Raw genomic sequence first — 15,319 nt, forward strand, 5'->3', positions numbered from 1 at the left:
AAACTGTTACGTTAGCTGGTATGATCGCTGATGATAACCCAGCGCTTTTTAGCCTTACGCCACAGTAACGTAAAATGCCCGCCTACGTCACCGATCTGTGGACGCGTCAAGTGCCAGCGCCCAATCATGTGTGCAACGTTTGGCGATAGGAAGTCTAATTGCAGGACATCAAATTTCAGAGTACCCATGCTTGCCCGGGTTGGATAACGCTTCCGATAATTGGCCAGCGTAGGCTGATAGCCATAAGTAAGTCCGGTTTTGCTGACGAATGTTAGCGAGTCGGATTGCCAGTAAGCGCGCATGAATTGCTCAACGCGACCAGCGTTCCAGTCAACAGTTTGCTGCTTCAGGATTTGTAACATCGCCCGACGATCAGCCGCTGTCTGCCCATGGCTGGGTAGCGTCAGCAGAACGCACAAACCAATCAGGTAAACAAGTCTCATGAGTTATAAAAATGGGTAAGATGCCTACCCGGTTAATTGAGTCCGGTCAAGTTACATCGAACGCCCCGGTTTGCGTACCTTTGTTCGACGATTTATTCCAGCACCCATGAATAAGGTTCAGAAATTTTACAAGGAGTATAAGCCGTATATTTTTTCGGACGGCTGGTACTACGTCTTTATCATTCTGTTTATTCTCGTTTTGTTTATTTTCTTTTCGTAAGTGGCCAATTTACCGGCCGTGCTGGCCATTATCAACCCCTTATCGGGTACGGCTTCGGCTGAACAAAAAGCTGTCTTGAAAAACGCTTTTCTACGCCGGGCCGAAGCAATGTACTACGAACCCGAAGCTGTTTTCACCGAATCAGCTGGTCACGCTACGGAGCTGGCGGCCGAGGCTGTCAAACGAGGTGTTAGTCGGATACTAGCAATCGGGGGCGATGGAACGATCAATGAAACAGCACAGGCACTTCGCCGATCGGCGACAGCGCTTGGTATTGTACCGGTTGGTTCAGGTAATGGGCTGGCGCGCCATTTGGGAGTCCCGCTCAATCCCATGAAGGCCATAGAACGGGCACTTGGCGGTCAACCGGTTGTCATCGACAGCGCCGAAATTAACGAGCATCCGTTCTTCTGTACGGCCGGAATGGGATTTGAAGCCTATGTAGCTCACGCTTTTGCCAAACAGCCGGTGCGCGGACTGGCAACCTACGTTCGGACGACGTTTCAGGCGTTCTGGGCGTACCAGCCTGGTCAATACGTCATCGACGGGCAGGAAAAGCAATTATTCTCGCTGACATTTGCCAACGCCGGTCAGTTTGGTAACAACGCCTGGATGGCTCCCAAAGCAAATATTTCTGATGGTCGCCTGGAGCAGTGCGAATTACGACCATTTCCGGCGCAGATGGCAGGTATGCTGGCCTGGCGATTATTTAACAAGAGCCTGGACCAGTCGACTTACTGGCAGGGAAAATCAGTAACAAAAGCGCTAGTTCAGGTAGATGGCCCAATGCTGATTCACGCCGATGGGGAACCGCTTATATTGGAAGAAGGCCGCGCCGAAATACGTATTCTACCGCAGAGCCTGCTGGTGTTACTCTAGTAAAATCATTTCGTTGGGTAATTTACCGCAGGATGCCCGATATTTGTCCCGCCAAAACCAACTTGACGTCAGGTGGTTTATTCGGCCGGCGTCGTTTGTCTAAATGTCTCAGCAAAAAGTAGTTCTTGCCTTTAGTGGGGGTCTCGATACCTCCTTCTGCGTAAAATATTTGTCCGAAGACCGGGACATGGAGGTTCACTCAGTGCTGGTCGATACGGGCGGTTTTTCTGATGCCGAACTCAAGGCCGTTGAGGAACGAGCCTACTCGCTGGGCGTGAAATCCCACGCAACCATCTCCAAGACGGACGATTACTACCAGCAATGCCTGAAATTTTTGATTTTCGGCAACGTGCTGAAAAATAATACGTATCCACTTTGCGTCAGCGCTGAGCGTATTTTTCAGGCTATTGCTGTTGCCGAGTACGCCCGTGAAATCGGTGCGTCGGCCATTGCCCATGGTTCGACGGGAGCTGGTAACGACCAGGTTCGTTTCGACATGGCCTTCCGGATCATTATCCCCGATGCCGAAATCATTACGCCAATTCGTGACCTGCGTCTGTCGCGCGAAGCCGAAATCGAATACCTGAAGTCGAAAGGAGTTGAGCAGGAGTGGCACAAAGCTGCTTACTCGATTAACAAAGGCTTATGGGGTACATCGGTTGGCGGTAAGGAAACGCTGACGTCCGATCAATTCCTACCCGAGTCGGCCTGGCCAACGCAGGTTACTAAATCAGAGCCGGAAACCATTACGTTAACGTTCGAGCACGGCGAAATCAAAGCCATTGGGGACGAGGTATTTGCCAATCCGGTAGACGCGATTCGTACGCTAACCGAGCTAGCGGGTCCGTATGGTATTGGTCGCGATATCCACGTGGGCGATACGATCATCGGTATCAAAGGCCGGGTTGGTTTCGAAGCGCCCGCTCCGCTGATCCTGCTGAAAGCACACCACGCGCTGGAAAAGCACGTGCTGGTAAAATGGCAGCTTTACTGGAAAGAGCAGCTGGCTAACTGGTACGGCACGATGCTGCACGAAGGCCAGTTTATGGACCCTGTCATGCGAAACATCGAAACATTCCTGGCCGATACGCAGGGCCATGTATCGGGTAAAGTGCACGTATTGCTGGCACCGCACCGTTTCCAGGTATTGGGTATTGAGTCTGATTATGATCTGATGTCGTCGGTGTTTGGTGCCTACGGCGAGATGAACAACGCCTGGACGGGCGATGACGTACGTGGCTTCTCGAAAGTGGCGTCGAATCAGGTTATGATTTATGAAAAAATCCGTGAACGTAATTCTTGATGCCAGTCCGCTGGGTATAGGGTTTTATCACCGACGCGCTCGAACCGGCATCAGCCGGGTTATCGAGCAGTTGGTGGCTGGGTTGCGTCGGTCGCCGGACTGCGAGTTGTCGCTGGCCGCACCGACGCACCTACCCGAAACCATGCGGTACGTAGCGGATAATTTCCCGACGGCAATTCCGTTCGTGCATACAACGGGTGAACGAAGCATTGCTCGCTTGGAGAATGTGCTTCTATCGCCGTTTGGGGCAGAGAGCGTACCCTCGAAAGTGATTCGGCGGATTAGTTACCAAACCCGGCGACTGTCTAACACGGAGTACGCCCGCTTTCAACCGGATCAGTTTCCCGCTCAGTCCGTTTACCACGCTACGTTCTTTCCGGTACCCGCTGTTGTTCAGCAACGCCAGGCATCCCGGACAGTACAGAGCGTTTACGACATGATTCCGATCATGCACCCCGAATGGTTTACGGATGGGGAGCAAACGGTAAATCAGGTACTGGCGGGTTTATCGCCAGAGTCCTGGGTGACGACGATCTCGCAGGCAACTAAAGACGATTTCTGTAACCATACAAATTTTAATCCGGATCGGGTGGTGCCGATTCTGCTGGCAGCCTCCCCGACGTTGTTTCATCCGGTTACTGACGAAGCTCGAAAGCAGGCTATTCGTCGGCGGTTAAAACTGGGCGATGGTCCCTATTTCCTGAGCTTGGCAACGCTGGAGCCCCGGAAAAATATCGACCACCTAATCCGCTGCTTTGGTCAGTTGGTAACCAGTAATGAGTTGCCCGCCGATGTTAAACTCGTGCTGGTAGGCACCAAAGGCTGGAAATTTGATGATATCATGGCCGAGGCTGGCCGTAATAGTGAACTTATGTCCCGGCTGGTTTTCACCGGCTTCGTGCCGGATGAGGATCTGGCTCCGCTCTATGCCGGGGCGTTGGCATTTGCTTATCCGTCGCTGTACGAAGGCTTTGGACTGCCTCCATTGGAAGCTATGCAGTGCGGTTTGCCGGTTATTACGTCCAACGTTTCTTCGTTGCCCGAGGTGGTGGGTGATGCGGCCATTCAGGTGGCTCCCAAGGATGTTGATGCGCTGTGTCAGGCAATGCTAACGATTGTTCGGTCGCCGTCGGTGCAGGCTGCCATGTCCGAAAAGTCATTAAAACGAGCCGCGCAATTTTCATGGGACAAATTCACGGCGGAACACGTTGCCTTGTATAAGCGAATCATTGAAACCCAATCGTAGGGCTTTGCTCGCATCTGAATTATGGAAAAAATAAACATTGGTATTGTTGGCGGAGCTGGATATACGGGTGGTGAATTACTACGCATTCTGCTCAACCATCCGTTTGTGAACGTAACATTTGTGCACAGCAACAGCCAGGCTGGCAAGCCAGTTTGGGCTACGCACACGGACTTGCTGGGCGATACAGACTTGCTGTTCACGGGTGACGCTATGGCTGACCTGTTAACGCCAGGTAACGTAGATGCTATTTTCCTTTGCTCGGGTCATGGTGCCTCGGTCACGTTCATGGCCGATAATGACGTATCAGACGATATTACGGTCATCGACCTGAGCGCTGACTTCCGGGATGAGCACGATGACTTTGTCTATGGTCTGCCTGAACTACAGCGTGAACGGATTCAGGAAGCGACACGGATCGCTAACCCAGGTTGTTTTGCTACCAGCATCGAACTAGCGCTGTTGCCGCTGGCGAAGGCGGGTTTGCTGACGGACGATATACAAGTGAGTGCCATAACGGGTAGTACCGGTGCCGGGCAGGCCCTGTCGCCAACTACGCATTTCTCGTGGCGGAATAACAACGTGTCCATCTATAAAGCCTTTACGCACCAGCACCTGGCTGAGATCCGACAGAGCCTGACAACGCTTGATCCCGACTTTACACACGCGATCAACTTTGTTCCTTACCGGGGGGATTACACACGGGGGATCATGGCCAATGTATATACGCCCTTCAGCGGAACCCGCGAGGAAGCCAAAGAGCTGTATCGGACGTACTACGCTGAGCATCCGTTCACCCACCTCAGCGATGCGCCAATCGACGTAAAGCAGGTCGTTAATACTAACAAGTGTTTTTTGCACCTGGAGTTGCACGATGGGCAACTGCTGATCACTAGTGTGATTGACAACCTCACGAAAGGGGCGTCGGGTCAGGCGGTGCAAAATCTGAACCTGGTGTTTGGCCTACCGGAAGATACGGGCCTGCGGTTAAAGTCAGTCGCGTTTTAACGACGGCGACATGATCATTCTGGAAACAGAGCGGCTGGTACTTCGACAGTTTACGCCTGACGACGCGCCGTTCATGCTTGCTCTACTTAATAGTCCGCCCTGGTTGCGCTTCATTGGCGACCGGGGCGTTCGCACATTGGAGGATGCTCGTCAGTACATCCAGAGTGAACCGCTGAAAAGCTATGCGGAATTTGGTTTTGGGGGTTATCTTGTCCTACTCAAGAAAGATGATCGACCCATTGGACTTTGTGGCTTGTTCAAGCGTGACACACTACCCGACGTTGATCTGGGCTTTGCCTTCCTGCCCGGTTACGAAGGCAGAGGATACGGGTACGAAGTTTCATCGGCCCTGCTGGATTATGCGCAGACCCAGTTAAAACTGGAGCGTATCACGGCATTTTGCGACCCCGAAAACCAGGCATCAATTCGTCTGATCGAGAAGCTGGGATTACGTTTTGAAAAACGTATTCAGTTTAACGGAGAGGCAAGTTTGTTATATAGCCGGAATCTGGCAATCAGAAGCTAATCTGGCTGATCAATAGCCATACCGGTCTCCCCACCACTTCTGCAAACTCCGCCGGATTTCGGCTTCGCGGGCGTTATGGCCCGGTTCATAGAGTTTGTGACCTTTCAGATCATCAGGTAGGAAGTTTTGCTGGGCGAAGTTGCCTTCGTGCTCATGAGCATATAGGTATTCCTTTCCGTACCCGATCTGCTTCATCAATTTTGTCGGCGCGTTGCGTAAGTGAAGCGGCACGGGTAAATGCGCCGTTTGCTCAGCGAGGGCAATAGCTTCATCAATGGCGATGTAGCTGGCGTTGCTTTTTGGCGATGTCGCCAGATAAACCGCTACCTGCGACAGAATAATTCGTCCTTCGGGCATACCAATGGCTCTAATGGCCTGTACTGCTTCGGAGGCCATGATCATCGCCGTTGGGTTGGCGTTACCGATATCTTCTGACGCCATGATCAGCATGCGTCGGGCAATGAAAACCGGATCTTCCCCCGCCACGATCATCCGTGCCATCCAGTACAAAGCCGCATTCGGATCGGAGCCGCGCAGAGATTTAATAAAGGCCGAGATGATGTCGTAATGCTGCTCGCCCGATTTGTCGTACCGGGCGATGTTCTGCTGAGCAACAGTGATAACACCCTCGTCCGTAAGAATCAACGGATCTGTTGAGACATGCGCCGAAGCAACTAGGTCAAGTAAGTTGAGTAGCTTCCGGCCATCCCCCCCCGACAGGCGGAGCAGCGCGTCGTACGACTCGACCGTGATGCTTTTAGATTGCAGAAATTTGTCTTGGGCAATAGCTCGGTCAACAACCTGAATTAACTCATCGCGGCTCAGTGCTTCCAGAATGTATACCTGGCATCGGGACAGTAGGGCCGCGTTAACCTCGAACGATGGATTTTCGGTAGTAGCACCAATCAATGTGATTTGTCCCTTCTCAACGGCTCCCAGCAGCGCGTCCTGCTGGCTCTTATTAAAGCGGTGAATCTCGTCGATGAAAACTACCGGTGGGAACATGCCTGATGGTCGGCTCAGTACATCCCGAATTTCTTTTACGCCCGAATTGATCGCGCTCAGGGCAATGAAAGGCCGCTTGACGGCTTCCGCTAGGAGCAGTGCCAGCGTTGTTTTACCTACCCCTGGAGGCCCCCACAGAATCATAGAAGGCAGTCGCCCGGCGTCGATTGCCCGACGCAAGGCGCCACCCGGCCCGATCAGTTTACGTTGACCGATAACATCATCAAGAGTGCGCGGGCGAACCCGCTCGGGTAAGGGCGTTGAGTCCGTATTCATCCGGCGAAGTTACCTCAATTCACGGCCTTAATCCATTTGACAACGCATAAAAAAGCCCGGTAACTGTTGGGTTACCGGGCGTAAGGTAGAGTTTAGGAATAGGCACTATAAGTAAATTTTTTCGAGCGTAATGTACCGTTTTAGGTTACTCATCGCGCCAAAAATCAGATTATAAACCGACTGAATATTGATGTCCATCAGTGCCGAAATTTCTTCGTTGCTCATGTTCTGGAAGAAACGCAGATGAACGGCTTCGCGCTGCCGACGGGGAAGTTTTTCCAGCGCCTGTTGCAGACAATCGTTTACGAACAAATCTTCTTCGAATGAGATGAGCCGGTTTTCGTGAGAGGGATCAGCATCAATCAGGGTATCTCCCAAACGACGTCCGTTCAGGGTGTCGTCCTGGCTAATGAGTTTCTGTTCGGCAGTGAGATGACGTACTAGCTTGCGCTTGATAGACGCCATCAGATAGAAACGAACTGATGTTGTTGGGCCGATGGTGGAACGGTGTTTCCAGAGTTCAACGAACAGGTCGTGAATGCAATCTTTAATCAGGGCACGGTCGGCAGCAAAATGAGCACAGTAATGGTAGAGGGTCTGAACATAATTCTGGTACAACTGGGCAAACGCGTTTTCATCACCTTCGCGAAACAGATTCCACAGAGTTTCGTCGTCGGGACCATTTTTTGCACGTGAACGAGCCATGATTAGTAGGAAAGGGTTTGGAATAGCCGTTAGGTTGTGTAAACATATTGATAATGAATTGAATTTAAAACAGTTTGCGAATAAAAATTTTTCTTGGTGTTATTTAACAATTTGAAGAGAGTCGAATGTGAAACGAGTACCGTCAAACAAGCCCTTGTCACTTAACTTCAATGCCGGGATAACCAATAACGCCATAAAGCTTAAAGTCATGAACGGAGCCGACAGTGTGCTACCCATGTCCTCTTTGACAAACTTGTCCAGCGCAAAATACTGATTGGCAACGTCGTAGCCGTCAACGTCCGTCATCAAGCCAGCAACGGGCAACGGTAAAAACTGGTTGTCAGATGTTGTAACGAGATGCAGAAAAGCCCGCCGGCTCATGATCTCCTTATCATGCTCATGAGGAGCTTCTCCTTTTACCGCGGCTAGCCCTCCTTTTGCTTTAATGACCTGGTTAATGGCCTGGCAGATGCTTTCATCGTCGCAGCCGACGGCCGTAATGTTGTGAGAATCATGGCCAACGGAGGACGCGATGGCGCCATGACGTAGGCCAAAGTTTTTGATAAAGGCGACGGCTGGTGGTGTATCCTGGTAACGATTCACAACAACGAGTTTCAGAATATCGCGTGTTACGTCCGGAATAATCAGGCCATCTTCAACAAGAGGCTCCAGATGTAATTCGTTCGTAATCAGCTGCCCGTCCAGCGCGCCAATCACACGAATCTGCGATAAGCCTGGTTCGGCTGGAACAGCGAAGTCTTCTGGCTTTTTCGGTGAGCAGTTGAATTGATTGACGTGGTCGCTGCGTAAGTCTGGTATGGCAGATTCACCCGCTTGAGCTACCGTTTCACCGTCGATAACCGTCTGTTGAATGGTAAAACGGTGTAAGTCCTCGACAATAATGTAATCAGCCGGATCGCCTTGACGTAATAATCCTACGGGCATGCGGTAATGAAGCACTGGATTTAGGCAGGCTGCTCGGAGTACGTGCCAAAGAGTATGCCCCTGCTCCAGTGCCCGAACGACCAGTTGATTGATGTGCCCCTCGGCCAGCGTGTCCGGATGTTTGTCGTCGGAGCAGAACATAATCTGCGCTGGAAACTCGGCCATCAGGGGGATTAGCGCGTCGAAATTCCGAGCGGCACTGCCTTCCCGGATCAGAATGTGCATACCCCGCTGGGCTTTGTCCAGACCTTCTTCGTACGTAAAGCACTCGTGATCGGTCGTAATACCAGCGTCGATGTACTGCTGAGCAGCGTCGCCCACCAGGGCAGGCGCGTGGCCATCAATGGGTTTGTCAAAGGCTTTGGCCAGCGCCAGCTTGGCCATTACGTCGGCATCCCGATTGAGCACACCGGGGTAGTTCATCATTTCAGCCAGATAGCCTATATCTGACATCTTAAGTAAATGTTCTACACCCTCAACATCAATCACTGCGCCTGCTGTTTCGAACGTTGTCGCCGGGACGCAGGAGGGGGCACCGAACATAAATTTGAACGGCACACGTTTTCCTTCCTGAATCATGTATTCGACACCCGCTACGCCTAGTACGTTACCAATTTCGTGAGGATCGGAAACAGTCGCGACGGTACCATGGACAACGGCCAGCCGAGCAAACTGGGGGGGAGTCAGCAGCGAGCTTTCAACATGAACATGGGCGTCGACAAAACCCGGTAATATATAAGGTTCGCCAGGGCGTTCCGGTCCCAAGTTGTCAATCTGGCTGATACGTCCGTCTTCAACCGTTATGGTGCCGTAAAAAATGGTTTCGTCGAAGATATTGACAATGTTAGCAGTCGGCATAAGTTAGATTCGGATAAACAATTTCCGGCGGTACATCCACCGGAGAATTAGATAGAAAATACTCATTGTAACGATGCCTACCAGTAATGGTTCGTAGGCGGCTCCCAGTATCCGAAAAAGGCCGTGGCCAAAATGGATATACAATGAATCGATGATAAACCGGTCGATGAGGTGAACCAGGCAATAGATAGCAATGGAATTCATCCCAACGATAACCAGCGGAAACGCCCAGCTTCGATGCCCCGCTACGTCGATGATTCCGTAGAAAAAGGCCAGTAACCAGAAACACCAGCCTCCGCTAAACAACACCCAGGCGGGTGTCCAGATACGTTTAACGACGGGGCAAATGCCCAATACGTGCAGCAAGATACCCGCGGCTAGCCCAATGGCTCCTACTAGCAGAAAGCGCTTGAGTAGATCTTTCGCCAAAATACCAGACCTAAGCCAGCGCCCTGCCTGAAGCCCCAGTATCATGGTGGCTAAGGTCGGGATGAAACTCAGTGTTGCATACCCACCCCCGTTGAATAAAAACGGCTTTTCGCGCGGGAACAGGTTGAGGAACCACGTATCGAATGCCCAGGCCAGGTTACTGTTTTTGTTGAAATGAGCCATCAGACCACTGTAGTGTTCCGGCCAGTTCGGAGGAACACCGACGGCTGCGTAGTCGAAATCAGGCCTAGGAGCTGGATACAGCACAAAGGCAAGCCAGTAACCAACCAGAATACCGGTGAATGCTAGCCAAACAGTACGCGGGCTGGCGTTACCCAATAGAAAAAGAAAAGGATACCCCAGCCCGATCTGAGTCAAGGTGTCCTCGAACGTAAAATTCGTCTGGTCTGAATGAATTGAGCGAAGAAAGATACCAAGCAGTACCAGGACCAGCGACCGACGTAACGCCCGCCCGAACTGAGCACCGAACGATTTGCCCAGTCCTTCCCGACTAGCCAGCGAGTAGGGAAGCGCTACGCCTACCAGAAATGAGAATGAGGGTTGTATCAAATCGTGCAGTGAGCAGCCGGCCCATTCGACGTGGCTCTGCTGATCAGCCAGAAAGGCCCAGAATGGATTATTCGGAAAGGCTTCGTGTAACCGATGAAACTGAAGGAGTTCGGCTACCATCAGGGTCATGACAAAGCCCCGGTAAACGTCCATCGACATCAGACGCCCGGCCGGGAAACTGCTTGATGAATTGGCTAACGAATCAGACATAACAGAGAGAAAGGAATCAGAAAAGGAGATAAGTTTAGGATGCTATTCGGCTTAAAATTGGACAAAGTTTTTGGCAAAGGGGTATATTTCGGACCGAAGTAAAAGAACCCCGTTAAAACAATCCAGTGATGCCAGCCCGCGTATTAAAAGTGCATCCTGCTGATAATGTCATCGTTGCATTACGTGATTTAGCTGCAGGAGAGCAAATTGAGTTTGAAAACGACACGTACGAACTACCATATGCGGTAGGTGCCAAGCACAAATTTGTGACCGAAGACCGACAGCCCGGTGAGCCTATTATTATGTACGGGGTACTAGTTGGTAAGGCCATGCGGCCAATCAAGCGGGGCGAGCCAATCACTACATTTAATCTCAAGCACGATTCGGATCGCTACGGTCTGGATAAGAAACAGCCTTACAGTTGGCAGCCTCCCGATGTATCGACCTGGCAGGGGCGGAGTTTCATGGGCTACCACCGGGCCGACGGTAGCGTTGGTACGCGAAACTACTGGCTGGTTGTACCGCTGGTCTTCTGCGAAAATCGCAATGTGCTGATTTTGAAGGATGCCTTCGAGCGGGAACTTGGCTATGCACAGCCGGAAACGTACCGTGAGCAGGTGCACGAACTGCTGAGTTTGTACAAGGCGGGGGAGATGGAAACGATCAAGAAGATTCAGCCCTTCGTCGATGAGGATCAGAATCAGACGCTGCACTACACCCCGGCGCAGAAACGCCCGTTCACCAATATCGACGGTATCAAATTCTTAACCCACGAGATGGGTTGCGGTGGTACCCGTCAGGATTCGAACTATCTAGCTTCGCTATTAGCCGGATTTGTTAACAACCCCAACGTGGGGGGCGCTACGATTCTGAGCCTAGGCTGTCAGCATTTGCAGACCGATATGATTACGGCCGAAATAAAACGCCAGAATCCGAAGTTTGATAAACCATTATTGATCTACGAACAACAGGCGGGCACGGAATACATGCTTATGTCGCAGGCTGTCAAAGAAACCTTCCTGGGCCTGGTTGAGATCAACAAACTGGAACGTAAACCAGCTCCCTTAAGCGCCCTGACCGTCGGGTTAAAGTGTGGCGGGTCGGATGGTTTCTCAGGTATCTCAGCCAATCCGGTGCTGGGGCACCTATCGGACGTAGTGGGTGCATTGGGTGGAAAGACTGTACTCGCTGAGTTTCCGGAATTGAATGGGGTCGAGCAGGAACTCATCAATCGCACCGCTGATGAAACGAAAGCGCAGAAGTTCATTGACCTGATGGGGGAATACTCGGCGCAGGCACAGGCGGCTGGCTCTGGCTTCGACATGAATCCCTCACCGGGCAATATCAAAGACGGTCTGATTACGGATGCCATTAAATCCGCCGGAGCTGCCAAAAAAGGAGGTTCTGCTCCCGTCGCCGACGTACTGGATTATGCTGAACCCGCTACGAAACCCGGATTGAGTCTACTCTGCACCCCCGGTAATGACGTAGAAGCAACGACAGGCATGGCCGGTTCGGGTACCAACGTAATCCTGTTCACGACGGGGTTAGGTACGCCCACCGGCAACCCCGTTTGTCCAGTCGTGAAAGTATCGACCAACACAAAGCTTAAAACTCGGATGCCCGACGTAATCGATTTCGACAGCGGTCCGATCATCGACGGGGAACAAAGCATTGAGCAGAATGCCGATGCCCTGCTGGAGTATATCATCCAACTGGCTTCTGGCAACGAAACAACAAAGGCCGAACGACTCGGTCAGGACGACTTCATCCCCTGGAAGCGGGGGGTATCACTCTAATGGCGAAAGAGTGAAAGTGCAAAAGAGTGAGGTGGCTGACGCCTGAGCTTTCGCACTTTCACTCTTTCGTACTTTCACTCTTTACTTATGTTTTCTCTTCAAAACAAAACGGCACTAATTACGGGTGGAGCTAGTGGTATTGGGCTGGCTATCACCCGGACCTTTGCGCAGGCGGGGGCAACTGTCCATATTCTGGAAATCAACAGCGATCAGGCGCAGCAGGTTGCCGATGAGATTACAGCTACCGGTGGTAGAGCCCAGGCGCACGCCGTCGACGTATCAAATCAGGCGCAGGTGGTCGATGTCATTGGGCAGATTGCTACGCAGGGGCCGATTCATATTCTGGTTAATAATGCTGGTGTAGCTCATGTCGGTAAAGCTGATACGACCAGCGAAGCTGACTTTGACCGTATCGTTCGGATCAACGTAAAAGGCGTTTACAACTGTCTATTCGCCACGATTCCACACTTCAAAAAGAACGGCGGGGGCGTTGTTCTGAACATGGCATCGGTCGCGTCGTCGGTTGGTATTCCGGACCGGTTTGCGTATTCGATGAGTAAGGGAGCCGTGCTGACCATGACTTTATCGGTGGCAAAGGATTACCTGGCCGATAATATTCGTTGCAATTGCATTTCGCCCGCGCGGGTTCATACACCCTTTGTGGATGGTTTCCTGGCTAAGAGCTACCCGGGCCAGGAGGCAGAGATGTTTGAAAAACTCTCGAAAACGCAACCTATTGGCCGCATGGCCGAACCGCAGGAAGTTGGTGCTTTGGCTCTCTACCTGTGCTCGGACGAAGCGGGCTTCGTGACGGGCTGCGATTACCCACTAGATGGCGGTTTTATTCGGTTGAATAACTAGATTGTTACCAAGACATTAAAAAGGTCAGCTTGAAGTCTCAGGCTGGCCTTTTTAATGTTATCTGTGATGGGCTTAGCAGGAAACGTTTTGTTAATCGGAGGGTGAAATAAGGTCGTCAACGGGGTATCGTTTTCGAGTGTAAGCCATCTTCCGGTTTGCGTTTTTGGGAAATAAAAGAGCGTAGCAGTTGGATTAAGATTAGTTAGTGAGTAGTGTAAAGCAGCAACAAGCCTTACTTTTGGGCAAAAGCTTATTCTGTCGCATGAAACTCTTCCGCTTCGGCCCGGCCGATCATGAACGCCCCGGTGTGGTATTGCCAACCGGTCAATCCATTGATGTTACCCACTTCGGTGAAGACTATGATGAGTCTTTTTTTGCTAGTGATGGCCCCGCCCGACTGGCACACTGGCTTGAATCGCACGCACCCGCCTGCCCTGAAGTGCCCGCTGATGCCCGCTTCGGCCCCTGTGTAAAGCGACCATCCAAGATTATGTGCGTTGGTTTGAACTACGCGAAACATGCCGCGGAGACTAACGCGGCTATCCCGGCTGAACCAATCCTGTTTTACAAGTCAACAACGGCAATCTGTGGACCCAACGATAACGTCATAATTCCGAAGCGGTCGGAGAAAACGGACTGGGAAGTTGAATTGGCTATCGTAATTGGCAAAAAGGCATCGTACGTTGAGCTGGACGAAGCTATGGACTACATCGCTGGTTATGCCCTGCACAACGACTACAGCGAACGGGCCTGGCAATTAGAACGGGGTGGTCAGTGGGTGAAAGGAAAAAGCGCCGATACATACGCGCCCCTGGGGCCGTACCTGGTTACGAAAGACGAAATTGCTGATCCGAACAAGTTACATCTTTGGTTGAAGCTGAATGGTGAAATGCTTCAGGATTCGAATACGGATGATATGATCTTCAACGTGCCTACCCTGGTGAGTTACATCAGTCAGTTCATGACGCTGTTGCCGGGTGACGTTATCTCAACCGGAACCCCGGCTGGTGTTGGACTCGGTCTGAACCCTCAGCGCTACCTGAAACCCGGTGACGTAGTCGAACTCGGTATCGAGGGCTTAGGCGAACAGCGTCAGGAAGCTGTTGCTTACGTCGATAAAAAGTAAATGTATGAGAGAGGTAGTACCCGCTGCCTCTCCTATTTTATACCACTGCGGTAGTCCCTTTCCTCCCTTCTCTTTCTCCTTCGAACTATGACCATCGATGCGCATCAACACTTCTGGTATTTTGACTCAGATCGTGATTCGTGGATAACTGACGACATGGCGGTTATCCGTCGGGACTTTTTACCCGCTGATCTTGAGCCTGTCCTGAAGCAGAATGGAATTGATGGCTGTGTGGCGGTACAAGCTTCTCAGTCGGAAGAGGAAACGATGTTCCTGGTAAACATGTCCCAGGCGTATGACATCGTCAAAGGGGTAGTTGGCTGGGTTGACTTACAGGCTGCTACGTTGAATGAGCGTCTGGAAGTACTGACGCAGCACAAATCGCTCAAAGGGTTCAGACACGTTGCGCAAGGAGAACCCGACGATTTTCTGGCCCGTCCATCGGTTGTTGAGGGTATTCGAAAACTGGCTGTATTTGGGATGACATACGATATTTTGATCTACCCCAGCCAGTTGAAAGCCGCGTTGCACCTGGTTCGGGCTGTACCAGAGGTGAACTTTGTTATCGATCACTTGGCCAAACCGTACATCAAAAAGCAGGAAATCAGCCGTTGGTCGAACTTCCTGACCGAGATTGCCAAACAACGTAACGTTTCCTGCAAACTATCGGGCATGGTCACCGAAGCCGATTGGCAGAACTGGAGCAAAAAGGACTTCTTCCCCTACTTGGACGTAGCGTTTGAGCATTTTGGTCCGGATCGCCTGTTGTTTGGTTCAGACTGGCCGGTTTGCCTGGTCGCGGCTAACTATACTCAGGTGAAAACGTTGGTTGAGGACTACGTTAGCCCCTGGGGCGATGAGGTACGCGAGAAAGTGTTTGGCGCTAATGCGGTTTCGTTCTACAACTTGTAGC

At 51.5% G+C, this 15,319-nt stretch carries 14 protein-coding genes; 9 read left to right on the plus strand and 5 right to left on the minus strand.

The window, feature by feature from the left end; all coding sequences use genetic code 11:
* Window positions 1-11 precede the first annotated feature (11 nt).
* A complete protein-coding gene (locus ACYVAD_RS21865; RefSeq protein ID WP_461141671.1) occupies window positions 12-443 on the minus strand; it encodes a YybH family protein in 432 nt (143 codons plus the stop codon).
* Between the two features lie 220 nt (window positions 444-663).
* Here ACYVAD_RS21865 and ACYVAD_RS21870 point away from each other — a divergent pair, with 220 nt between their 5' ends.
* The 5 genes from ACYVAD_RS21870 to ACYVAD_RS21890 all read left to right on the plus strand — a co-directional run bounded on the left by ACYVAD_RS21870 (window position 664) and on the right by ACYVAD_RS21890 (window position 5,622).
* Entirely contained in the window at window positions 664-1,542 is an 879-nt protein-coding gene (locus tag ACYVAD_RS21870; protein WP_461141672.1) for a diacylglycerol/lipid kinase family protein, read from the plus strand.
* A gap of 103 nt (window positions 1,543-1,645) precedes the next feature.
* Window positions 1,646-2,845, plus strand: a complete 1,200-nt coding sequence (locus ACYVAD_RS21875; protein WP_461141673.1) for an argininosuccinate synthase — start codon at window positions 1,646-1,648, stop codon at window positions 2,843-2,845.
* On the plus strand, window positions 2,817-4,091 hold the full coding sequence (locus tag ACYVAD_RS21880; protein WP_461141674.1) for a glycosyltransferase family 4 protein: 1,275 nt from the start codon (window positions 2,817-2,819) through the stop codon (window positions 4,089-4,091). Before ACYVAD_RS21875 ends, ACYVAD_RS21880 begins: the two co-directional genes overlap by 29 nt.
* Before the next feature lie 21 nt (window positions 4,092-4,112).
* Window positions 4,113-5,096, plus strand: coding sequence for an N-acetyl-gamma-glutamyl-phosphate reductase (gene argC / locus ACYVAD_RS21885; protein WP_461141675.1), 984 nt, complete (start codon window positions 4,113-4,115; stop codon window positions 5,094-5,096).
* A 10-nt stretch (window positions 5,097-5,106) separates the two neighbouring features.
* Entirely contained in the window at window positions 5,107-5,622 is a 516-nt protein-coding gene (locus ACYVAD_RS21890) for a GNAT family N-acetyltransferase (RefSeq protein ID WP_461141676.1), read from the plus strand.
* A 9-nt stretch (window positions 5,623-5,631) separates the two neighbouring features.
* Here ACYVAD_RS21890 and ACYVAD_RS21895 read toward each other — a convergent pair whose 3' ends face one another.
* The 4 genes from ACYVAD_RS21895 to ACYVAD_RS21910 all read right to left on the minus strand — a co-directional run bounded on the left by ACYVAD_RS21895 (window position 5,632) and on the right by ACYVAD_RS21910 (window position 10,620).
* Window positions 5,632-6,903 (minus strand): replication-associated recombination protein A, encoded by a 1,272-nt coding sequence (locus ACYVAD_RS21895; protein WP_461141677.1) that lies wholly within the window; start codon window positions 6,901-6,903, stop codon window positions 5,632-5,634.
* A 105-nt stretch (window positions 6,904-7,008) separates the two neighbouring features.
* Window positions 7,009-7,608 (minus strand): RNA polymerase sigma factor, encoded by a 600-nt coding sequence (locus ACYVAD_RS21900; protein WP_461141678.1) that lies wholly within the window; start codon window positions 7,606-7,608, stop codon window positions 7,009-7,011.
* 99 nt (window positions 7,609-7,707) lie between these two features.
* The gene (gene ade, locus ACYVAD_RS21905) at window positions 7,708-9,411 is read right to left on the minus strand and encodes an adenine deaminase (protein ID WP_461141679.1); all 1,704 of its coding nucleotides are present in this window, start codon (window positions 9,409-9,411) and stop codon (window positions 7,708-7,710) included.
* A gap of 3 nt (window positions 9,412-9,414) precedes the next feature.
* Window positions 9,415-10,620: an acyltransferase family protein gene (locus ACYVAD_RS21910; RefSeq protein WP_461141680.1), complete on the minus strand. Its 1,206-nt coding sequence runs from the start codon at window positions 10,618-10,620 to the stop codon at window positions 9,415-9,417.
* 128 nt (window positions 10,621-10,748) lie between these two features.
* On the opposite strand from ACYVAD_RS21910, the gene ACYVAD_RS21915 reads away from it, so the two are divergent.
* The 4 genes from ACYVAD_RS21915 to ACYVAD_RS21930 all read left to right on the plus strand — a co-directional run bounded on the left by ACYVAD_RS21915 (window position 10,749) and on the right by ACYVAD_RS21930 (window position 15,318).
* Window positions 10,749-12,419 (plus strand): UxaA family hydrolase, encoded by a 1,671-nt coding sequence (locus ACYVAD_RS21915; RefSeq protein ID WP_461141681.1) that lies wholly within the window; start codon window positions 10,749-10,751, stop codon window positions 12,417-12,419.
* An 87-nt stretch (window positions 12,420-12,506) separates the two neighbouring features.
* Window positions 12,507-13,280: an SDR family NAD(P)-dependent oxidoreductase gene (locus tag ACYVAD_RS21920; protein ID WP_461141682.1), complete on the plus strand. Its 774-nt coding sequence runs from the start codon at window positions 12,507-12,509 to the stop codon at window positions 13,278-13,280.
* A gap of 262 nt (window positions 13,281-13,542) precedes the next feature.
* Entirely contained in the window at window positions 13,543-14,406 is an 864-nt protein-coding gene (locus ACYVAD_RS21925; protein ID WP_461141683.1) for a fumarylacetoacetate hydrolase family protein, read from the plus strand.
* Window positions 14,407-14,493: 87 nt separating this feature from the next.
* Entirely contained in the window at window positions 14,494-15,318 is an 825-nt protein-coding gene (locus ACYVAD_RS21930) for an amidohydrolase family protein (protein ID WP_461141684.1), read from the plus strand.
* Window position 15,319 lies beyond the last annotated feature (1 nt).

It is taken from the genome of Spirosoma pomorum, assembly GCF_054776615.1.